Annotated in this window: 17 protein-coding genes and 1 tRNA gene; 9 read left to right on the top strand and 9 right to left on the bottom strand. The window is 51.3% G+C overall.

Annotated elements, in window-relative coordinates:
- Positions 1–60 precede the first annotated feature (60 nt).
- The 3 genes from DCW36_RS15245 to DCW36_RS15235 form a co-directional block, all read right to left on the bottom strand.
- Positions 61–2,217 carry a hypothetical protein gene (locus DCW36_RS15245; protein ID WP_125185400.1) on the bottom strand — a complete coding sequence of 719 codons (2,157 nt, stop codon included), beginning with the start codon at positions 2,215–2,217 and terminating at the stop codon, positions 61–63.
- 72 nt (positions 2,218–2,289) lie between these two features.
- Positions 2,290–3,375: an FUSC family protein gene (locus DCW36_RS15240; protein WP_114782417.1), complete on the bottom strand. Its 1,086-nt coding sequence runs from the start codon at positions 3,373–3,375 to the stop codon at positions 2,290–2,292.
- A 118-nt stretch (positions 3,376–3,493) separates the two neighbouring features.
- Positions 3,494–4,870: an alpha/beta hydrolase family protein gene (locus DCW36_RS15235; RefSeq protein WP_128396982.1), complete on the bottom strand. Its 1,377-nt coding sequence runs from the start codon at positions 4,868–4,870 to the stop codon at positions 3,494–3,496.
- A gap of 397 nt (positions 4,871–5,267) precedes the next feature.
- On the opposite strand from DCW36_RS15235, the gene DCW36_RS15230 reads away from it, so the two are divergent.
- From DCW36_RS15230 to DCW36_RS15215, 4 genes are all read left to right on the top strand, one after another.
- Positions 5,268–6,533, top strand: coding sequence for a hypothetical protein (locus DCW36_RS15230; protein WP_114782415.1), 1,266 nt, complete (start codon positions 5,268–5,270; stop codon positions 6,531–6,533).
- A 22-nt stretch (positions 6,534–6,555) separates the two neighbouring features.
- Positions 6,556–7,605 (top strand): sensor histidine kinase, encoded by a 1,050-nt coding sequence (locus DCW36_RS15225; protein WP_240676195.1) that lies wholly within the window; start codon positions 6,556–6,558, stop codon positions 7,603–7,605.
- Between the two features lie 501 nt (positions 7,606–8,106).
- Complete coding sequence (locus DCW36_RS15220) at positions 8,107–8,874, top strand: LytR/AlgR family response regulator transcription factor (RefSeq protein WP_114782414.1); 768 nt, start codon at positions 8,107–8,109, stop codon at positions 8,872–8,874.
- Between the two features lie 351 nt (positions 8,875–9,225).
- A complete protein-coding gene (locus DCW36_RS15215; protein WP_114782413.1) occupies positions 9,226–10,914 on the top strand; it encodes a polysaccharide lyase in 1,689 nt (562 codons plus the stop codon).
- Between the two features lie 113 nt (positions 10,915–11,027).
- On the opposite strand, the gene DCW36_RS15210 is transcribed toward DCW36_RS15215, so the two are convergent.
- A complete protein-coding gene (locus DCW36_RS15210; RefSeq protein ID WP_114782412.1) occupies positions 11,028–13,214 on the bottom strand; it encodes a TonB-dependent receptor in 2,187 nt (728 codons plus the stop codon).
- 86 nt (positions 13,215–13,300) lie between these two features.
- On the bottom strand, positions 13,301–13,603 hold the full coding sequence (locus tag DCW36_RS15205; RefSeq protein WP_114782411.1) for a DUF6660 family protein: 303 nt from the start codon (positions 13,601–13,603) through the stop codon (positions 13,301–13,303).
- A gap of 476 nt (positions 13,604–14,079) precedes the next feature.
- On the opposite strand from DCW36_RS15205, the gene DCW36_RS22615 reads away from it, so the two are divergent.
- Both DCW36_RS22615 and DCW36_RS15200 read left to right on the top strand, forming a co-directional pair.
- Positions 14,080–14,256, top strand: coding sequence for a hypothetical protein (locus DCW36_RS22615; RefSeq protein WP_164891151.1), 177 nt, complete (start codon positions 14,080–14,082; stop codon positions 14,254–14,256).
- Complete coding sequence (locus DCW36_RS15200) at positions 14,249–15,355, top strand: LPO_1073/Vpar_1526 family protein (RefSeq protein ID WP_114782410.1); 1,107 nt, start codon at positions 14,249–14,251, stop codon at positions 15,353–15,355. Before DCW36_RS22615 ends, DCW36_RS15200 begins: the two co-directional genes overlap by 8 nt.
- Before the next feature lie 252 nt (positions 15,356–15,607).
- Here the strand turns inward: DCW36_RS15200 and DCW36_RS15195 are convergent.
- The 4 genes from DCW36_RS15195 to DCW36_RS15180 form a co-directional block, all read right to left on the bottom strand.
- A tRNA-Leu gene (locus DCW36_RS15195) sits at positions 15,608–15,691 on the bottom strand.
- Positions 15,692–15,702: 11 nt separating this feature from the next.
- Complete coding sequence (gene hscB, locus DCW36_RS15190; RefSeq protein ID WP_114782409.1) at positions 15,703–16,239, bottom strand: Fe-S protein assembly co-chaperone HscB; 537 nt, start codon at positions 16,237–16,239, stop codon at positions 15,703–15,705.
- Between the two features lie 83 nt (positions 16,240–16,322).
- Complete coding sequence (locus tag DCW36_RS15185; RefSeq protein ID WP_114782408.1) at positions 16,323–16,655, bottom strand: putative quinol monooxygenase; 333 nt, start codon at positions 16,653–16,655, stop codon at positions 16,323–16,325.
- Between the two features lie 657 nt (positions 16,656–17,312).
- Positions 17,313–18,089 carry an SAM hydrolase/SAM-dependent halogenase family protein gene (locus DCW36_RS15180; protein WP_114782407.1) on the bottom strand — a complete coding sequence of 259 codons (777 nt, stop codon included), beginning with the start codon at positions 18,087–18,089 and terminating at the stop codon, positions 17,313–17,315.
- Positions 18,090–18,190: 101 nt separating this feature from the next.
- Between DCW36_RS15180 and DCW36_RS15175 the strand changes: the two genes are divergently transcribed.
- From DCW36_RS15175 to DCW36_RS15165, 3 genes are all read left to right on the top strand, one after another.
- Entirely contained in the window at positions 18,191–19,225 is a 1,035-nt protein-coding gene (locus DCW36_RS15175) for a PhoH family protein (RefSeq protein ID WP_114782406.1), read from the top strand.
- Between the two features lie 433 nt (positions 19,226–19,658).
- The gene (locus tag DCW36_RS15170; protein ID WP_114782405.1) at positions 19,659–20,087 is read left to right on the top strand and encodes a GNAT family N-acetyltransferase; all 429 of its coding nucleotides are present in this window, start codon (positions 19,659–19,661) and stop codon (positions 20,085–20,087) included.
- 2 nt (positions 20,088–20,089) lie between these two features.
- Positions 20,090–22,207: a ComEC/Rec2 family competence protein gene (locus DCW36_RS15165; protein WP_114782404.1), complete on the top strand. Its 2,118-nt coding sequence runs from the start codon at positions 20,090–20,092 to the stop codon at positions 22,205–22,207.
- Positions 22,208–22,293 lie beyond the last annotated feature (86 nt).

Below are 22,293 nucleotides of genomic sequence, written 5' to 3'. Positions count from 1 at the left end.
GCAGATAAGCGAATTAGCCTTACTTTTAACAAACTTTGGCAAGTGTTGGGGCAGCGCCTACTACGGCAGCTTGTTCAGGTTCTCGACCCGCACCTGCCAGCTGCCATCCTGCGGAAAGCCGGGTGCGTTACCGTCGGGCGCACCATCCCAACCGGCTGCCATAAGCGCCACAGCGGAAAGAAAAGAACTGTTTACCGGCAGGTAGGCCGGGCAGGCCATCGGCTCTTTGGGCCGCTGCACATAACCGCTTTTATGGAAATGCGCCTGGGGCAAGTCGTTGCAGACTATAGCCACCGCTGTTTCCCGGTCGCCGAGCCGGGCTGCTGTCAGGGCGCCTTTGCCCATGCTCCAACTGACGAAACTGTTCAGCCCGTTGCGTTGCAGGATGGCCTGGAACGTTCGCTCCATTACATCTTTGTCGATCATGGGCGTCTGGGGCAGGTACCCGAGGCCCATGAGCATGGCAGAGGAGAAGCCGCCTTTGCGGTTGTACATCTCCGGGTCGGTTTCAATCTCCACATATTTCCCATCCTGTATGGTGGGACGTGCCAGCTTCTGCAGGATATCGTCCCAGTGCGGGTCCCGTTTCATGCCCATCCGTTCGCGCCATTGTTGCGCCACTTGTAGCCCGTGGTACCACTGCACCAGCTCGAAGGTCGGGTTTTGGGTAGTGTTTTCTTCGGTGCTCTCGTTCACGCTTTTTATCGGAGGACCTAAAATGTAGCGCCCGGTTTTGGTATCGAAATAAGCATAGGAAGCCAGGAATTTTGCCGACTCAAAAACCAGGTCTTTGTACTGCTCCAGGGTAGCAGCCGTCGGTTTGGCGCGGTACACCAGCTCCGACAGGTAAATGGGGTTGGGGTGGTTCCAGATGATGAAAGGGTTGATCGTTCCTGGTGTCGGACGGCCGTCAGGACCTGCCATCTTGGGCCAGCGGGCGCCTTCGAAGCCGCTTTCAGCGGCATCTGCCTGCGCTGCCGGAAGAATTTTTTTATACCACTTCAGCCCGTTTTCGAGCAGCCCGGTGCGGTTCCACTGGTAAAACTGGGCCGCGTGCAGCCAGTATACTTCGGAGTTGTGTTTGCCGTACCAGCTGATATGCGCCAGCCCTGTTTCCTGCGGCGGAAAATGCCCGCTGTAGTTAACCTTCATCAGGTACTGCGACAGCACGATGCGCCGCTCCAGTTCTGCCGCACGCGGATCGGTGCTGCCCGACAGGTCGACGGCGCCGCCCTGGGTCCAGTAGTTCTTCCAGGAGGCGGCACTGGCGGCTTTGGTGCCGGCAAAAGTTGGCAGCGCTTGTTTCTGTTGGGTGGGGGCGAAACTGCAGACAAACACGAGGCTGTCGGCGCCTTTGCTGTCCAGGAGGAAGCGGTGCGGCCTCTGTTGTACCCATTTCCCCGCGCCCTGCCACTGCACCCGCACATAGTACAGGCTGTCGTCCAGTGCCCGTTTCAGCTGCACTTCGTTTTTGCTCTGGCTGACGATGGTGGTCTGGTGCCGCTCGGGTTTGCTCCAGTCGAAGGGCGGTTTGTTTTTGATGTCCAGGTCGTAGGCGTAGGGGAACCGGAAAGCAGCCTTCAGTTTGCCTGACCTGAGCAGCGGCGATTTGATTTTGACAGCCACCAGGCTCAGCTCCGGGTGACTCACCGTCTCGACCGTCACCGGCTGCCCGTCGATGTTGTACTGGCTGATCAGCAGGCCCTGCCACACATCCAGCGTCTGATTAATCTGGCTGATGGCGTCCAGGGTGAGGGCGGAACCGTCCTGCCTTACCAGGCTGATCTGCCCCATCGGTATCGGGTGCGGGTTTTTGCGGAAATACTCGCCGGCGGGACTGTGCTGGAGGCTGGCGTAGGATATTTTGCGTCCATGGAAATCGCTTTCTTTCATGGCGTCTTCCAGCTTCAGGTTTTCGGTGTTCGGGAAGGAGTGCCAGGCCCAGGTGGTGCGGGTTTCCAGCGGAATGCCGTTTTTGTGGTAGTAGTCCTCGAATGTTTGCAGGCCCGTCACATCGGCCGTGTAAGCAAAATCGCCATTGCCGAGCGAAATCGGCGCCAGCGCATCCACTTCCTGCAGCTTTACATTGTGCCGGTTAACGAGGGCAAAGCGGTCGATGCGATTTTGAGCGAACGTGTTGGCTGGTAAGCCGAGGAACAGGAAAAGATAGCAACTACAGCAGAAAGCCTGTTTCAGGGTAAGGTATAGCTGGTCCATTGAGAGGAGTTGGTTTGTAAATCAAAGCTAACATTTGTTACAGATTTTCCAAAGGTTCTGTCTGCCCATAAACTATTTTACTTCTGCCGGTTGATATAAAGGCTTTTGGCTTCCGGTTTCAGACACAATGCGGCCTAAATCGGTCAGGATGCTGCCGATATCCCGCAAGGTAGCCAGGGACCTGATGTTGTGCAGGTTATGCAGGCAGATTTCCTGATCCTGTTGTGCTTGTTGCATGGCATCATACAAAACCTGGTGATCTGCTGCTGCCCCACTGACGGTAGCCTGACCGTACGCCGCAATACAACCGGCAGTAGATTTCATGGCCTGCTGGAGCTGCAGCGCAAAAGTAGCATCGATGGCTGCCTGTTCCGCCTGTTGCAGGTCTGCCAGGCTTCTGCGGATTCCCCGTATCTGGATCGTGATGCTTTCCAGTTGGTGCATACTTTCCGTCAGCTGGCCCAGGCGGGTGCGCTGGTGTGTGAGCAGCGGGTTGTACTTCAGGCTTTGTTCCGCCAGTTCCAGTGCTTTGCGGGCAGCACTGGCCTCCCTGATGAGCGCATCCACTTCGGAGCGACCTGTTTTCCCATTCGAGCCAATGTTGTTGAGCAGCGCTGTCAGGCTGGAGAGGGTAGTGCCGGCCAGTTGGCAGTAGCGCAGCATGCTCCGTTCCACTTCAGGTACTGCATTCTGAGGAACGATGAGTGCATTGATGAGAACTGCTATAGCAGAGCCAAGTATGGTTTCGATGATGCGCTCGTAGGCATAGCCCTCCCTGGTTTGCCCGAATGCGAGTACCAGCAGCGAACTGATGGCCACCTGCGAAATAATCTGCTGGTTCATCCGGAGCAGTTTGGCGATAGCCATGCCAATCAGGATGATCACGAAAATGGAGACGGCGGTAACTTTAAACCAATGCCCCAGCAACATACTGAGTAAGACGCCCCCAATGATTCCTACTATACGTTGCGTGGCTTTGTCAACAGAATCTGCTACCGTTACCTGAACGGTAATAATGGCAGCAACAGCAGCAAAATAAGGATATTCGGAGTGCAGCAGGCTGCTTGCAACAAACCAGGACAAAGCAGCGGCAAACGCTGTCTTCAAAATTTGCAGGTTCAGCCCCGACTTTTCTACAAACTGGATAATTCGCTTCACGGGCTATACTTACTGGTGCGCCGCATTAAGGTTGCTGCAGCAGTGGCTGTGGTGGCAGGAGCAGAACAAAAAAAGGTCCTGGTTCAGATGCCTGAACCAGGACCTTTTTTTATCTTTCCTACTTCACCGTTACCAGCACTTTTTCTTCCCGGACAGAGCTGATAATCTGTCCGTTTACATCTTTCACCTTGGCTAAAGGATGTTGCTTGCTGGCACCGATCTTCTCTATAAACGTTGTAAAGATATCTATTACCTGTACATTAGTAAACGTGCAGTGCCCGTAGCCTTCCACAGGAATGGCAGCGAAAAGGGAGGTTTTGCCGGTTGGTACTTTGGCTTCGTATTGCAGCAGGTTCCGGAACAGCTGGATGTGGTCCAGGGTGGTGTGCGATTTTACCAGGGGAATCTTAAAGTTACCGCTGGTTTCGTAGAATTTTTTGATGGTTTTGGCCGCTTCTTTGTCGGCCGAATACCGCTGTACCCCTTCGTTCAGCAGCAGATCCGTGGCCGGGCTGCCGGTGCCGGAATAAACGTAATCCTTGTTATCAAACGGCTGGCCTCCCAGTTTCTCCACGGCATCGTGAATAAACAAATTATAGGTAAGCACCTGTACAACCGTTTGGGGGATGGTGGTTAAGGGGTTGGCAGGATCGTAAGGCGCCCCGGCTACATTCAGCAGCAGTAGCGTTTTGGCGGGGTCCTGGCTGATGGCAAAGAGGATTGCAGGTATATAAACGGTCTGCCAGTTATCGATCATAGCCTGCGGAACATCGACAACAGTGCCGGGCAGCACACCCGGGAAAAGGTAGTCGAACAGTACCCGGAAGTGGCCATAGTAGTTGAGCTGCTGCTGAAAATCGCCGCAGGGCCCGCACAGGGAGATGCCCCCGCTCCACAACTCCGGATAGCGTTCAACAGCAAGCGTGGTTACAAGACCTCCTTCAGATGCCCCAGTCAGATAGATTTCAGTGGGTTCCCCGTACTCCTCTATAAACAGGTTGCGCAGGTTAATCATATCCTGGATGCCGGACTGAATGGCCAGCCCGTTCTCGCTGTAGCTGGTAGTGGCAAAGGCATAGCCAAATAAGTTGAAAAGCGGTCCATAGGTACTGGCTTCCGGTGCAATGTGCAGGTCCGCGAAGGCAGGGGTGTAGCCGGGGGCATACAAAATCAACTCACCATTCCAGTTTTCCGGCACACTGATAAAGATTAACTCACCGTTCTGCAACGTACCCAGGGTTGTTTCTGCGTGTGCAATGGTGCCATCCATGGCCGTGATAATTTGTTTTGTCAGCGTGGTGTTGGTGGTGGTAACAGGCTCGGGCGCTTCCTCCAGGTAAGGCTGGCACCGGGTTAACAACAGCAGGAGGCATAGCCAGGTTGCGGCTACACCACGCAGGGCCAGCAGGCGGTGTCGCTTTTCCTGGTAATAAGTCAGCATAATTTTACCTGTTGCCTGACAAACTTTTTGAAACGGGGAACGTGCGGTTTTCATAGGCTTTCAAATGATTTATGGAAACGAGATCTGCAATTAATAAGGAATAGGGTTACCGTTGCAGCAGAAAGGTTAGCGGCCACTGCTTTGGTTGTAGTATTATACGATTCTAATATTATGTTTGAATAAGTTGATTTTTGATAATCAGGCGGTTGTGCTGAATATTTGGGTGGGGGTACTAAAATTGTTTGTGGAGGTGTGAATTTGCCGGTCAGGCGGCAGGAGGGGGAGCAGAGGACGGGCGTGAATCCGGCAGCAGCGGCTGTGGTGGCAGGAGCAGAGAAGTTTAGCGGCTTGTTCAGCCCTGAATTTTCCCGGGTTAGCTACGGTTGGTCCTGTTTGAGCCCTGTTTGGCCGTAACATTTAGCGGCAAATTCTTATCTTACATTTTTTGTACATGAACATGCGCCTACAGAACCTCTTCTTTATTATCCTGCTGCTCTTGCTGACTGCTGCTGACCTGCCTGCACTGGCGCAGCACGAAGGTTTCCTGTACGGGGAGGTGACGCTGCGCAACAACGAGCAGTACAGAGGGCAGCTTCTCTGGAGCGCCGGGCAGCGCATGTGGGTAGATATGCTGACGGTGGAGAAGAAAGACAATCCCGTGCTCAGGTACCTCAACTATGAGCAGCTGGAAAAACTAAGCCAGGAAGAAAAGCAGCAACAGGTAGAATGGGGCTTTATGAACCTGTGGCAAAACCGCTACCCATCACGCAAACATACCTTCCGTTGCCGCTTCGGCGACATGGCCGCCCTGCAGGTAACCGGTGCGAACGAGGCAACGGTTGTCCTGAAAGGCGGCGAGAAAATCAATGTGTATATCAACGACGATCCAGAGTATAAAAATCAGCTGGGCAGGCGAATTGCTGTCATTGCGCCGGACGAGGAGAAGACATTCCTGGAATGGGATAAAATTGCCCGCATCCGGTTTATGCCCACGCCTGCTACATTTGCTTACCTGAAGGCCGAACCGCTTTACGGCACCATCACCACCCGCAACGGCTTTACGTACACCGGACAGGTGCAGTGGGATATGGACGAATACCTGACTTCCAACTATGTAGACGGGAAAAACAAGGACGGCGAATACCAGCGCCTCCGGTTTATTGATATCGCCGCTATCCGTCCCAAAGAAAAAGGTGCGCTGGTAACGCTCCGTTCCGGAACGGAATACTACCTGCAGGACAACAGCAACGTGAATAACCAGAACCAGGGGATTGTGGTCAGGCACCCTACCTGGGGACAGGTAACCATTCGCTGGATAAACTTTAAAGGAGCAAGTTTCACGGCGTATCCATCGGATGCAGGCTTCAGCTACGGGCATTTTCAAAAACCGGCACCCCTGCATGGGCGAGTGCTGACCACCGAAAAACAAGCCTGGACAGGTTCGCTCATTTATGACCTGGATGAGAAGCTGGATACCGAAACGCTGGACGGCTGGGACAATGCAGGCGCGCTGCGCCAGGTACCTTTCCGGTACATCAGCAGTATTTCCCCTATCAACGGCAGTGCTACGGCCGTGGTGCTGAAAGACGGGCAGAAACTGGTGCTGAAAGGCCGTAGCGATGTAAACGAAACCAACTGGGGTATCCTGGTGTGGCCGCAGCAGCGGCAGTATAAGTATATACCATGGAACAAGGTGCTCCAGGTTTCGTTAGATTAGCCCATCATTCTATCTTGTAAACATGAGGTTAACCGGTATAGGGAAAGGAGGACTCCAGCTATGGATAACTGCCCTGGCACTGCTGTCGCTGGGACTGCTGGTGGTGCTGGCCATGCTGCCCGGCGACCAGGAGTACATGGCGGCCCTGCTCTGGATTGTGGTGGTGCTGGCGCTGCTGTGGCTGGGCAACCGTTTTATTCACCTGCAACTAAACCAGCACGCTCCCTGGACCGGTCACCCGCTCCGGCGTTTCCTGATCCAGTTGCTTAGCAGCGGCCTCTATTCCCTTGTCTGCATCAACGCCTCTTATTATGTGCTGAAAACAATGCTGGTCGGGTTGCCGCCAAGCCCGGAGCAGGTGCTGGTGCTCAACCTGTACGGGCTGCTGTTTATCATCCCGGTTTTCTCGCTTATTTTCGGGTTTTACTTTATGGCCCGCTGGAAGGAAGCTTTTATCCAGTCTGAAAAGCTGCGGGAAGAGAACCTGCGCACGCGTTTCGAATCGCTTAAAACCCACATCGACCCGCACTTCCTGTTCAACAACCTCAACGTGCTCTCGTCGCTGATCGAGATTGACACCCGGGAAGCGCAGCAGTTCCTGGACCGGTTTGCCGATGTGTACCGCTACGTGCTGCAGCACCGCGACGAAGAACTGGTGGAGCTGGAAACGGAGCTGGAGTTCATCCAGGCTTACACTTTCCTGTTCCAGCGGCGGCTGAACCGGCAGTTGCAGGTTTCGGTGGATGTACCGTCCGGGCTGAAGCCTTTTTACCTGCCGCCGCTGTCGGTGCAGATGCTGGTCGAGAATGCCATCAAACACAACAAAGCCACCGAAGCCAGCCCGCTGGCGATCGAAATTTACCTGGAGGCGGAGCACTGGCTGGTGGTCCGGAATACGTTTCAGCCCAAGCACAAGGAAGCCTCCAATTTGCCGAAGGTGGGACTCGACAATATCCGGAAACGGTTTGCGTATTTTTCGCCCCACCCGGTTGTGGTGGAGCAGGATGAGCAGTATTTTACAGTGAAGCTCCCATTGCTGGAATGGAACAGCGTTAGCAGTGAAAAGCTTTAGCTGTTTTTATATTTTTAAATTAACAGCTGCTGTTAGATAGCAGACTAAGGTAGAATAAAGTCCCCCTTTGAAGGCAGGTTCGTTTCATTCTCCGAGACTATCCCCTTGAGGCTAATCTTGTAGGGAAACGGGTGCGCTGGTGCGAGCTTGTAGCTCGTACTTTCATTTCCCAGGTTAAAATGCTGCATATTTACTAAACATCATGCTTTTTATCGTGGTAAGTAAGTACGAGCTACAAGCTCGCACTAGCAAATTAAACTTTGCTCCAGTACCTTTTCTTTTTCCCTACAAGATTAGCCTCAAGGGGATAGTCTCGGAGAATGAAACGGCCCTGCCTTCAAAGGGGGACTTTTGAAACAGCTATGTTAGCAATGACTATGCAAAAAACATTACTGCAGCTGCGACCATTGCCACTGCTCCTGAAGAATTAAAGCTTAAAGCAGTGTTTTCAGCTGATGGACAGTTAAATCAGCTTGCGTAACATCAATTAACCGGAAACAGATGAAAGTTGTCATTATAGAAGACGAGGCGCTGGCGGCTGAAAAGCTGACTAAAATGCTGCACACCTACGACCCGGAGCTGCAGGTAGAGGCCAGACTCGGTTCTGTGGAGGGTGCCGTTGAATGGCTGCAAAACAACACCGCACCTGAACTGCTTTTTGTAGACATCCACCTGGAAGATGGGCTCTGTTTTGAGATTTTTAAACAGGTGGAGGTGAAGGCTCCTGTTATCTTTACGACCGCCTACGACCAGTACGCCATCAAAGCGTTCCAGGTAAACAGCATCGATTACCTCCTGAAACCGGTGCAGTACGAAAAGCTGGCCAACAGCCTGAACAAACTGAAATCGCTGCAGGAAAACCTGCAGCCCGCCACGCCGCCGCTACGCCTCGAAGAGCTGGCAAAGCTAATGACAGCCGGCTCCACTAGCTACAAATCGCGCTTCCTCGTGAAATCAGGCGCACGCATCCGGGCGGTGAAGATTGATGAAATTGCCTACTTTTTTGTTGACCAGAAACTCAACCTGCTCGTTACCCGCGACGGCCAGAAGTACCCGGTAGACTATACGCTCGACGACCTGATGAACCTGCTCGACCCGGACCTGTTTTTCCGCGTGAACCGGCAGCTGATCGTGCACATCGATGCGGCCATGGAAATACATCCGCACTTTAAAGGCCGCCTCCGGCTGGAACTGGACCCGCCTATTGACGCTGAAGTTGTGATCAGCAGTGAGCGTACCCCAGCGTTTAAAGCCTGGCTGGATAAGTAGTAACGTTAAAAAAGTAGTTTGAGTAACATGTCATCTCGACCGCAGGGAGAGATCTGAAATATTCGAACTTCCTGCACCTCCAGATCTCTCCCTGCGGTCGAGATGACAAAACTAAATTTAATGTTCGACTACGTACGCAAGTAGAAAATCCTTTTAAAGCTTAGTCTGGTTCAGTAGCCCAATTTGCTTCAGGTAGCGGAACTCCCGGTTCAGCCATGTTATATCCCCGTTGGCCTTGTTCTGCTTTCGCTGCCGCTATAGTTTATGTAACTTGTAGCTATCAACGTGTTTGAAATGGGCACCACATCCGCCCCACCAGACGAACATTAATTCGAAATTAACCATATCCGTATGAAAAAAATCATTATTCCAGCCCTTGCTTTGGCATCGATGCTTGGCTTTTCCAATTCCGCTTTTGCCCAATACCCTGAAATTCCGGAAGACGTTAAAAAAGCTACAAACGAGCTGATGGAAGATGCCCGGAAACGTTCTGATGAAGCCTGGGAGAAGGCGTTGCCGATCATTAAAAAAGAAGCAAGAGAAGGAAAACCTTATATCCCGTGGGCGGGCCGTCCATCGGATCTTCCGCAGGCGGAGATTCCGGCGTTCCCGGGTGCTGAAGGCGGCGGTATGTATTCGTATGGCGGTCGTGGCGGTAAAGTTTACGTGGTAACCAGCCTCGAAGACAGCGGTCCGGGTACTTTGCGCGAAGCCTGCGAAAAAGGCGGTGCCCGTATCGTGGTGTTTAACGTGGCCGGTATCATCAAACTGAAAAGCCCGCTGATCGTGCGTGCGCCTTACATTACCATTGCCGGACAGACTGCGCCTGGCGACGGTGTTTGTGTGGCTGGTGAATCGTTCTGGATCAATACGCACGACGTGGTGATCCGTCACATGCGCTTCCGCCGTGGCGAAACGTATGTGGGCCGAAGAGACGACGCGATCGGTGGCAACCCGGTGGGTAATATTATGATCGACCACGTGTCGGCCAGCTGGGGACTGGATGAAAACATGTCCATGTACCGCCACATGTACGACCCGGAAGATGGCAGCAAAGAAAAGAAACTTCCTACGGTGAACATCACCATCCAGAACAGTATATTCTCGGAAGCGCTCGATACCTGGAACCACGCCTTCGGCAGCACGTTGGGCGGTGAGAACTGTACCTTCATGCGCAACATGTGGGCCAACAACGCCGGCCGTAACCCTTCTATCGGCTGGAACGGTATCTTTAACTTCGCCAACAACGTGGTATTTAACTGGGTGCACCGTTCCGTTGACGGCGGCGACTACACGGCCACGTATAACATGATCAACAACTACTTTAAGCCGGGACCAGCCACACCTACCGACAAGCCGATCGGTCACAGAATACTGAACCCGGAGTCGGGCCGCAGCAACCTTGGCTACAAAGTTTTTGGCCGCGCCTACGTGCATGGCAACATCATGGCAGGAAACGAACGCGTAACCAAAAATAACTGGGACGGTGGTGTGCAGGTGGAAGACATGAACGACCAGGACCTGCCAAATGCCGGAAAATATACCGATGATATCCGGGTGAACAAACCATTCCCGATGGCTCCGATTACCATTATGCCTACCATGCAGGCGTATGAGTATGTGCTGGCGAATGCAGGCGCCACGCTGCCAAAACGCGATGAGGTGGATGAGCGTGTCGTGAAGCAGGTGCGTACCGGCGAGATCGATCCAAAAAAGAACGTAAAATTGCCTGAGAACAATTTCAAGCACCGTCGTCTGCCCGTGGACTCTTACAAAATCGGTATCATCACCGACATCAGCCAGGTGGGCGGCTATCCGAAGTACAAAGGCAAGCCTTATAAAGATTCCGACAACGACGGCATGCCGGACGATTGGGAGAAAAAGCACGGCCTGAACCCGAACGATGCCTCCGATGCCAATGGCGACCTCAACGGTGACGGTTACACCAACATCGAAAAGTACATCAACGGGATCGATCCATCTAAAAAAGTAGACTGGAAAGACCTGAAAAATAATTCCGATACGCTGGCTAAAAAATAGGCAGCAGGAAAGTTTAAGTTAAGTTGTTTGTAAAAAGAGGCTGTCCGGTTGGGCAGCCTCTTTTTTTTTGCCGGTACAAACCCGCCGGGTTTAGGTTATCATCCTTCAACCTGCTATAGCAGATTCAGCTTAATGCCGCCGTTGATGACCCTTCCATCTACAGGAGCATAGATTTCGTTGAACTCGGGCCTGTTGATGCTGCCGGTATAAATGCTGCCGAACCGGCTCTGCCGCGTGTCGAAAATGTTTTCGAAGTTGAGGAACAGGGAAAAGCGTTCGAACATCTTCTCAATCATGATGCCGTTGATCCAGTAGTCCTGCCCGGTGCCGCCGTTCGTAAGCCGCTGCTGCGAGAAGTAGTAAGCTTCCAGGCCAATGCGGAAGTTATCCTCTTTTTCGAGCATCAGCACGGTGTTCACGCGGTGTTTGGGTGTTAGCGGCATCGGGGTGACGGTGCCGTTGTAGTGCTGCCGGGCATCGGTGTGGGTGTAGCCGAGGAACAGTTTTACCCATTCATAGCCGAATTTCATGTTGGTTTCCACGCCTTTGGTATCTACGTAGCCGCTGGCGTTCCGGAACTCATAGAAGTTGTCGGGGCGGAAGGTGAGGATGAGCGGGTTGTCCAGGTAGGTGTAGTAGAACATGTGGTTGATGCTGAAGGTCACATGCTCCCCGATGAGGGTGTTGTAGTTGAAGTCCGCATTGCCGCCGATGGAGGTTTCAGCTTCCACGAGGCTGGCGTTGAGCGGCAGGATGTTCCGGAAGGTGAGGTTTTCTGCTTCCTGGGTAAAGATGGTGGGTGTTTTATAGCCCATGCCGCCGCCAATGCGCGAACTCAGGCGCTCGCTGATCCGGAACAGGGCCGAAATGCGTGGCAGCACAAACAGCCCCTCCACCTTTTTAGCAGGGGCAGGCATCACGTAATCCGTCCGCAGGCCTGACTCCAGCACAAACCAGTTTGCCGGCGTAAACGTGTTCTGGGCGAAGGCGCCCACAATGGTGTTGTCGTAGTTGCGGGCGCCCACCGCATCTGCGTTCTGTTCTGTAAACTTGTCGGTCCAGAGGTTGGCGCCTATTACCCAATCCGAATTGTCGCTGTTGTGGTTATAGGCAACTTCGCTGAAGCTGGACACCTGTTTCCCGGAGAAGTCATAGGCCCGTACGGCAATGTCGCGGTTAAAAAAACTGACGCTGTTTTTCACGGAAAGCAGGGACTGGTCCGATAGCTTGTGCTCCAGGTTGAACTGCGTGGAGAGGCGGCTGGTGTTGTTCTGCTCAAAATAGAAATCGCCCTGCCCGCCGTCCAGGTAGCGGAGGTCGCCGCCCAAGCGGTCTTCTTGTGTGGCATTGAAGCCCAGGTAAAGCTGCGTGCGCTCGCTGGGGTAGTAGTAGAGCTTCGGGTTCAGGGTGTAGCGCTGGAATTCCGGAATAGCCGAAAGCCCGAGGTCGGCAGGGTCGTAGGCGCGGTTGCTGTTGCGGGAGGCAAAGGCCGTGACGCCGAATTTGCCGAAGCGCTTGCCGTAGAAGCTGCTCAGGTCGAGGCCGCCGGCGCTGGTTACGTTCGCCATAAAGCTAAGCTCTCCCGCTTCGGTCGGTTTTTTGGTAATCAGGTTGACAAGCCCTGCTATCGCACCGCCACCGTACAGGGTAGACGAACTTCCTTTTATCACTTCCACCTGGTACAGGTTTAGCGGGGGAATCTGCATGATGCTGAGGCCGCTGGCAAAGCCGGAGTAGAGCGGAAAACCATTTTCCAGGATTTGGGTGTAGCGCCCGTCCAGCCCCTGGATGCGGATGGTGGCGCTGGCGCTGGTAGCCGAAGTCTGCTGCGTCTGGATGCCGGTGCTTTCGCTCAGCAGCATCCGGATGTCGCCGGGCTTCATGTTCCCCTTTTCACCAAGTTCTTCCAGCGTAATGGCCTCGATGCGAGTCGGGATGTCCTGGATGGTGCGGCTGCTGCGGGTGGTCGAGATAACGACTTCTTCGAGTTCCTCGCCTCCGGGCTCCAGTTGCACCACCAGTGGCGTTGTTTGGGCAAGCGGGAAGGTGAGGGTATCGAGCCTGTCCTGGTAACCGACATAACTGAACCGGATGATCTGCCTGCCGTCGGGGATGTTGCGTAGCTCGACGGTTCCGCTGGCATCGGTGCTGGCTCCAATGGAAGTTCCTTTTACGGAGGCCGTGGCTCCGATTAATGGCTGGTTTGTTTCGCCATCCCGGATGATGGCTTTGAGAATGTTCTGGCTATAGGCCATGGTGCTGCTCATCAGCAGGAGCAGCAAACTGATATACTTTTTCATTTCGGGTTTACTAATGCTAAAAATCAAACTGGTGCGGCACCGCGGGGTGTCGCAAACAAGGTGGCACACAGGCCACAACTGGAGCATTAGCAGATTTTGGGAGGCTGCCAGATAACCTGGTGGAATTGGGAAAACAAGCGCTGCCGGTACCTGACAAAGTAAATACTAACATCGGCAGGTGGCGCTGCTATAGCTATGGAAAAACTGCTCACCGTAAAGCCGATGCAGGCGGCGCAGCTGTAAAAGGGGGAGCAAAGGTCGGCGTCGCTGTCGTGGTTGTCGGCATGCTCTGTCGTCACCTCCTCCTCGCTGCACTCCTCCGCAACACAGCAGGGCATTACCGACAAGGTTATCACGAGCAGCGCCAGTAGGAGGGTTAGGTATTTCACAGGGCAAAGATACTGCTTCTGGTTTTATGGGGCAAATGGGGGTGGGGGATGAGTATTTAGAGCTGATGTAAGAAGAGCAGCCACATTGGTCAAAAAGCGGAAGGTTGCCTTCAATAGACTATTTCCTTTTCTGTCCGAGTTGTGAAGAGTATTCCGCGATATTTAAGACTGAAGTAGATTAAACAAAAGAACCGGGTAATACCGTTTTTTTTTTATTTTAATTAAAATATATCCTATTAGAAGATTTATTATAAAAAAGGTTTATAAAGCATGAGCTATACTTTTATCGAATTTATAGGTATATTTCCAGTAGAAATAAAAGAAAAGGATTAAAACAGTAAAAGAGCATCTAGAAAACTCACGCACATAGTGCAGATAACTGTATGTTTGAAAAGTCTATTAATGCTGTCCCACAGTTGTGGGTAAGGCTATAACGACACACACGAATAAATTGAAACACTAAAACACTATAAATAATGGAATGGTTTTTTGAGGGATTAGGTACAGCAATAATAACATTAATTGTTGGTCTTTTATCAGGGGGAGCAGTAGGATATCGTATCGGTATAAAAAAGACGAATCAGGTTAATCAAAAACAAAAAGCAAAAAACAATGCTTCGCAATTTCAAGTTGGTAGAGATTATAATGGGTAATAACCAAAATCAAAAAGCTGGAGATAATTCACAGCAATTGCAAGCTGACAAAATGATTGTCAATATTGGCATTGACGAAAAACGGGCACGTGAAATTTATCATGAAATGAACTTGCAAGTTAGAAAAGATTATACTCAAGAAGCTTTGGCAATTGCCAATTCGAGAATAGCAGAGTTTGAAAATCAGCTGATGCCTAAAATGGAAGCTGTTGATGGAGCTTTAGACGCATTCGCAGATCCAAGCTTTCAATTATTGTTAGTTGAAGCCCAAAAGACAGCAGCTTCCACCGAACGACCTGCTGATTATGACCTTTTATCTGAATTGCTAATTCACAGATTTCAAAGAGGTGAAAATCGAATTATTAGAGCAGGAATTAGTCGTGCAGTTGAGATAGTAGATAAAATTTCTGATGATGCTTTACTTGGATTGACTGTTTTTCATTCGGTGTCATATTTTCTTCCTTTAAGCGGAGATATTCATGAAGGATTAAATGTTTTGAATGATTTGTTCGGTGAATTATTATATGACAAGCTTCCGACAGGTAAAGAGTGGCTTGACCATTTGGACATATTAGATGCTGTGCGAATTAATTCTTTTGGTGGATTAAAAACAATCCAACAGTATTATCCGGAAATGCTTCCTGGTTATATTGAGATTGGTATTGAAAAAGAGTCGGAAAGCTTCCAAAAAGCTATTGAATTACTTTTATCTAATCAATTGCCACAAAACATATTAGTAGAACATGCTTTAAATAATAAATTTTTACGGTTAAATCTTTCCAATAAAAATCAAATAGATTCTCTCTCTTTGTACCGTAAATTTCCAATGAATGGGAATTTGATTAATGTTCCAGTACAACTTACAGATGAACAAAAAAATGCATTGAAAGCAATTTACGATCTCTATAAGCAGGACGAAACTGTAAAACAAGAAAACATTAAGGTGTTTATGCAAGAATGGGATAAGAGACAAAACTTGAAAGTACTTAGAGAATGGTGGGATACTATTGGTACCAATATACAGTTAACTTCTGTTGGAAAAGTATTAGCACATTCAAATGCTCAAAGGTGTGATAAAAGCTTGCCCCCTCTTAACTAATCAGTAAAATAATGATTTCATGAATAATAGCGCAGCCCATAACTGAAGCTACACAAAAGTGGCGGTTTAGTGGTTAAACAAAGTTTTGTGCTTCTATCGTTTATATTTGGTTGACAATGAAGTGCTTCGAAATCGCCAACTTTTGGGTAGCTGCAAACCGTTGAACTGAATCTAAATTATTATTTATTGTACCGTTCCCCAAAACAAAAAACCCTTGTAAGGATTGAACTTACAAGGGCTTCTATTTAACCGTACCTTGGGCCGGAGTCGAACCGGCACGAGTGTAACCTCACAGGTGTTTGAGACCAGCGCGTCTACCAATTCCGCCACCAAGGCTTGTTCCCCTTTCAGGAACGTCCCGCAAACTTAGATAATGTTTCGTTTATTCGCAACAAGTATTTTTTCTTGAGGTAGTAAGTTTTTACCTCCTCCAGGGCCGCCTCTTTCGTAACCCCATGAAGCTCAGGGTATCGCTGCAGCGTGGGCAGGATATCATTTTCGATCGAAGCCAAAACACCGCTGCTTTTTTCGCCGATTTCGTGGAATTTCTGAGCGTCGAAATCGAATTCCAGCTCCATCAGCTCCTCGTTCAGCTCCATCATCTCCATCAGGAAGTCGGGAGGCAGGTCGTTTTTGCCGCCTTCGTCCAGCAGGCCGTGCTCCTTCAGGATGTACTGCATGCGCAGGTCCGGGTCGCTGAGGGTGCGGTAGGCGTTGGTATTCTGGGTGGAAAGCTGCAGAATCTCCTGTTGCTTCTCCTCCGGCTCGTTGGCGAAAAAGTCGGGGTGGTACTCGCGGCTGAGCTGGTAGTATTTGTTTTTAACAGCTTTCTCGTCGGGCAGAAAGCTTTCGGGCAAGTTATAAAGTTCGAAGTAGTTTGGCATATTCGGTTCGTGTTTAATTGCCGGAAATTACCTGGTGCGGCAACGTTTACAGTGCAAGGTACAGCAAAACCCGCAGCTTTGTTCTAAACAGGAGCATTTTGATGAGCTGGATCGTCTGCCTGGTGGCTGCCTGCTACCTGCACATACGACCAGGCCTGCGCCTTCTCCGCAAACAGCGCTTTGGTCGCTTTCCAGACTTCCCCGAAAAAAGGAGAGTGGCGGTAGGCATCCAGGTGCTCTTCCGAATCCCAGAGGCTGTAGGTGCTGTACACGTTCGGGTGGTGCAGGTCCTGCAGCAGTTCTACATGCTTACATCCCTCAAAAGCCAGAATCCGGGCCCTGGTATTGCGGAAAATCACCAGGAAATCCTGCGTCTTTTCCTCCCGAAACGTCATGCGTACAATCCGAACAAGCATAGGTGATTTAGTTAAGAGTTAAGAGTTAAGAGTTAAAAGTTATGAGTTGATATGGTAAAATCTATTCTGCTCCTGCCACCATTGCCTCTGCTGCTGTGTTTGTCTGAACCTTTGATTTACGGTGATTTTTATGATTTATGTGATTATTTGTCTGAGCACGATTAAGAAGATTTAAGGAATAACAGGATTGATTTGGTTTGTTTGCGGTTCGTGCAGGAGACGCGGGCACCGCGTCTCTACAGTCATGCCCCAAACCTCTCAACCTCCCTGTTACAGGGTTGAAAATCTTCAACCCCTACAAAATCCCTGCCTTTCTACCTCCTAAACTCTTAAACTTCCAAACTCCTAAACTCTCTAACTTCCAAATCTTCGCTCATTCGGATAATTCCACCGGAAGCGCATCATATAGAATCCTGTTTTTTCTTAAATCTTCTTAATCGTGTTCAGACAAAAAATCCTGAAAATTCAAAAATTCTGTAAATCCTGATTCAGACAATTAATCGTGCACGATCAAAAACAGGTAAATCAGAAAAATCACTGTAAATCAACGGTTCAGACAAAAGCAGCAGAGGCAATGGAGGCAGGAGCAGAAAGCATTTTCCAGCTCCCAAACTCCTCAACTCTATAACTCTCTAACTCTTAAACTCCCAAACTTCCTCAGCTTCCCGGGTAAAAGCGCACATCTATCTGGGAGTCGAAGCCGAGGCCCAGGAGTTCGGCGGCGTGTCCTTTGTTGATGCCGATGCAAAGCTGGTTCTGGCTGTTGTAAATGCAGCAGCAGTCGCCTTCGTCTACCTGGTTGTAGGTGGGGTTGATCCTGCCAACCGTTTCGCGGCCGAAGTGGATGGTGTAGGTGCGGCCGTGGGCGATGGTATCGATGCAGTCGCGGGTAATATCGGTGATCAGGTTGCCGTAGCGGTCTACATGAATCACATGGCCTGTAATGGAATGATCGAGCAGGCGCAGCTGGCGGTTGAGCAGCTTCCGGAAATTCAGCGTGGGTTCGCCCAGCACATCCATGTCGCCGCCCTTCGCCAGGAAGGCAGCCGCAGGCGCCAGCAGTTCCTTGGCCGGGAAAGGGTACAGCTGCCCGTCCGTTGACAGTTCTACCACCTTGTCAGGTCGTCCGTCGGTCAGCAGCGACAGCAGGCCGTTGTCGGCCAGCAGGAAATAATGCCCTTTGTAGAGCGCCGCATGGAACCGGCCTTTCCGGCTGCCGTGGGTGTCGACAGCCACCAGGTGTACCGTACCTGCCGGAAACTCCGAAAAGACCGAGCCCAGCACATATTCTGCCTGCGGAATGTTAAAGGGTTCCACGGCATGGGTGACATCCACAATGGTAGTTTGCGGCGCGTGGGTGATGATTTTGGCTTTGACAGCCGCTACATAATGGTCTGTATATCCAAAATCAGAGGTGAACGTAATTACAGCCATAACACGAAGTAGAATTTGAGTAGATTTTGCAATTATTTCGTTACAGGTTTTGTTAAGTTAAAGAAAATAATACCTTTAAACCAAAATTTAAGGAAAAGCATTTGGTAGAGAAAATCATAACACTGGAGAATATCTCCCTTATTGATTTTCTGGGGACAGAAAATCAGAATATAAAGCAGGTGGCTGCCGCCTTCCCGAGCAGTAAAATCATTTCCAGGGGGAATGAAATCAAGATACAGGGGAAGTCGCCGGACATTGCTAAAATACATGATATACTCACGTCCCTGATCGACCATTACCATAAGTTTGGTAAGATTACGGAGAATAGCGTAAACAGATACCTTTCTTCCGATCCTTTACTGGATGACGAAGTAATGGTGACAGCGCCCGATGTTATCGTGTACGGCAGCAAGGGCGGTATCATCAAAGCCAAAACGCCTAACCAGCAGCGGCTTGTGGACACGGTCTTTAAAAACGACCTTGTGTTTGCACTGGGTCCGGCCGGTACAGGTAAAACTTATATTTCTGTAGCGCTGGCGGTGCGTGCGCTCAAAAACAAGGAGGTGAAAAAGATCATCATCTCGCGTCCGGTGGTAGAGGCAGGCGAAAGCCTGGGTTTCCTGCCCGGCGACATGAAAGATAAGGTTGATCCCTACCTGCGCCCGATTTACGATGCCTTGGAAGATATGATACCGGTTGAAAAGCTGAAGTATTACCAGGAAAACAAGATCATTGAGATTGCACCACTGGCCTACATGCGTGGCCGCACGCTCAACAATGCCTTTGTGCTGCTGGACGAGGCGCAGAACACCACGCCCGCCCAAATCAAGATGTTCCTGACCCGTATGGGCCCGACTGCCAAAGTGATGATCAACGGCGACCGTAGCCAGATTGACCTGCCACGCAGCCAGCGTTCCGGTTTGATGGAAGCGCTTCATGTGCTGCGCGATGTAAAAGGCATCGGCTTTGTGGAAATGAAACCGGAAGACGTGGTGCGTCACCGCCTGGTAAAAGACATCGTGAATGCCTACGCCAAAGCAGACGAAGAGCGTCGCGCCATCCTGGAAGAAACCAAAACCGCCGACGACGCTGCCCGAAAGCAGTCCAACCGCCGCAGCAAAGAAGTGGAAGTATAACAACAAATAAACAGGAAGCCAGGAACGGAGGTGAGAGCCGCTGTTCCTGGCTTTTTTTGTGCCATAAAAAACACTGCTTCAAGTTTTCAACCTGGAGCAAATTATTTTGCTGATTCGGATTACAAATCCGAATCAGCAGTAGGAAGCTTAGTGCTTTCATGATAAAAGCTTTTGCTAGTGCGAGCTTGTAGCTCGTACTTACACGCCTTGATGTAAAGCATTAAATATCGTTTCGTTCTGCTGATGTAAGAAGCAATGCAGCATTTTAGCCTAGGAAATGAAAGTACGAGCTACAAGCTCGCACTAGCACCCGTTTCAGTTTTTTTCCTATACGAGTAGCTTCAAAGCCGCAGGTCCCGGACTTAATCCGGGAGAATATTTTTCGCAGGCATACTAACAATAAATACAATACCAATCTTCTCTGAAGAACAGCATGATCGAATTATTCAGACTTGAACGTGAGCAGGATTTACAGGCTGCTTACGCCATACGCGAACAGGTTTTTGTGGTAGAGCAGCAGGTGCCGCGTGAAGAGGAATACGATGCATTCGAGGAAACTTCTGTCCACTACCTGGCTACGTACGAGAACGTGCCCTGCGGCGCAGCCTGCTGGCGCACGACGGAGAACGGCGTAAAGCTGGAGCGCTTTGCCGTGCTGCAGGAGTACCGGAACCGGCAGGTGGGAGGGCATATCCTGCAGGCGGTGTTGCAGGATGTGCAGGCAGCGCACCCGGAGCGAAGTATATACCTGCATGCCCAGTTGCCCGCGCTGAACTTTTACAAGCGGCATGGCTTTGAGGTCGTAGGCGAACTTTTCAGCGAATGCGACATCGATCATTATAAAATGATTTACAGGGGCTGATCATGTGGCAGTGGGCGCCGTTCCCCTTCGTAAGGGTAACGCTGAGTTTTATCGGAGGCATCCTGGTTTATCTGTACACCGGCAGGGAGTTCGGGTACATTACCGAGCTGCTTGCTTTTTTTGTGCTGGCTACCCTGGCTGCCTTTGCCGTTTCAAGAAAAGTTAAATCCTACGGAACTACGGCTGTTGCTGGCCTGCTGGCGCTGTTTACGTTTGCAGCCGCCGGCTTTTGGGTAACACAGCAACGCACAGCGCTTCACCACCCGCACCACTTCCACAACCTTAAACAAACACCTGCCTACTATACAGGCGTGGTAGAAGATTTTGTCGTGCAGAAGCCCGGGCACCAGGCAACGGTACTGGAACTGCAGCAGGTACAGGTTGCGGGACAATGGCAGCCAATATCCGGAAAAGTGCAGCTCGCGGTGCCGCACGACTCGGAGCGGTCGTATGAATTAAGCTATGGCGATAAGCTGCTGATCAAAGGAGCGCCACAAGCCGTTCCGCCTCCTGCTAACCCGCACCAGTTTGATTACCGGCAGTACCTTTCGAACAAAAACATTTATTTCCGGCATTACCTGCAGCCGCACCAGTACGAAATTATTGGCAAGGAACCCTCCAATGCCTTCCTGAACTACAGCATCCGGATCAGGCGCAAGCTGGAGGCGCTGCTGCGTGCGCATGTGCAGGAACGGCGGGAGCTGGGTATTTCAGCTGCCCTCGTGCTGGGCGTGAAGGACGAGCTGGACAATGCCATCCGCGACGTGTATGCCGGAACCGGGACCATGCACGTGCTGGCGGTGTCGGGGCTGCATGTGGGTATGATTTACCTGTTGCTGATGCTGCTCTTTACCGGGAGCCGGCGCACGAGCAGGGTAGGGTGGGTTGCTGCAGCTGTCATCATAGCCACACTCTGGGGCTACGCCTTCGTGACGGGGCTGTCGCCGTCGGTGCTGCGGGCGGTGTCGATGTTTTCGCTCGTGACGGTGGGACTGACGCTGCGGCGGCAGGCAAATATTTACAATACCGTAGCTGCGGTTGCCTTTGCACTGCTGTTCGCTAACCCGTATTACCTCCTGGATGTCGGGTTTCAGCTCTCGTTCCTGGCAGTGCTGGGCATCGTGTACCTGCAGCCCCGCTTCAACAACCTGCTCACCTTTACTCATTGGCTCCCGGATTATGCCTGGAAACTGTTTACGCTGGCGCTGGCGGCGCAACTGGCAACACTGCCGCTGGGGCTGTTCTACTTTCACCAGTTCCCGGTTTATTTCTGGCTGGCGAACCTGCTGGTGGTGGTGCTGGCGTCGGGGGCGCTGTATTCCGGTGTGGCCGCGCTTGCCCTTTTCTGGATTCCGTATGTAGGGGATGGAGTATTTTGGGTGCATGAAAAAAACATCTGGCTGATGAACGAATACAACCTGTGGGTGGGAAGCCTGCCGCAGGCGGTGGTGAACGGCATCGACATCAGCGGTCATCAGGCGTTGCTGTTGTATGTGCTGCTCCTGTTGCTGATCGTGTTTTTCGCCCTGAAACAACTACTTTACCTGGCAGTGGCTGTGGTGGCAGGAGCAGTGCTTTGTTTGCAGCAATTTCTGGAAGTACAGCAGCAGAAGCACCAGCAAAGCTTTACCGTCTACAGCCTGCGGGGCAACACCGCCTTCTCGTTCCTGCAGGGGCAACAGGCAACGGTTTTCAGCAACACCGGTTTAACTACTCAGTCACCCGATTACAGATTCAACCTGCAGCCGGACCTGTGGCACCGGGGAGTACAGCAACCGCAGTTTGCCAGTCTGATAGCTGAAACGCCGCTTGCAGGTGTGGCACAAGCCATACTCCCGGACAGCAACAGCCTGTATGTATGGCAGGGGCTGCGGGTGCTGGTCGTGTCGAAGCCGTTGCAGGTGCAGCCAAAAGCCCCGACGGCGGTAGATTATGTCCTGCTCACGCAAAACGTCCGCATCACGCCTGAAGATCTGCAGGGGTTCTCCTTCAAAATGCTCCTGCTCGATGCTTCCAACAGTCCCTGGTACCTGCAAAAGCTGAAGCCGCAGTTAACCGCTGCCGGTATCCCGTTTCATGATGTCGGCGCAGAGGGTGCTTTTGTGGTGGAGTTGGAGTGATCAAAGTCCCTCCTTTGAAGCTAATCTTGAAAAAAATAAACTACCGCAAGATTTCATCTTGTGGTATAAATTGAGAAAGCTTTCAG

This window comes from Botryobacter ruber, assembly GCF_003347595.2.
Taxonomy (GTDB): Bacteria; Bacteroidota; Bacteroidia; order Cytophagales; family Hymenobacteraceae; genus Pontibacter; species Pontibacter ruber_A.
The sequence above is the reverse complement of the archived record's forward strand: the minus strand, read 5'-3'. Positions and strand labels throughout refer to the sequence as shown.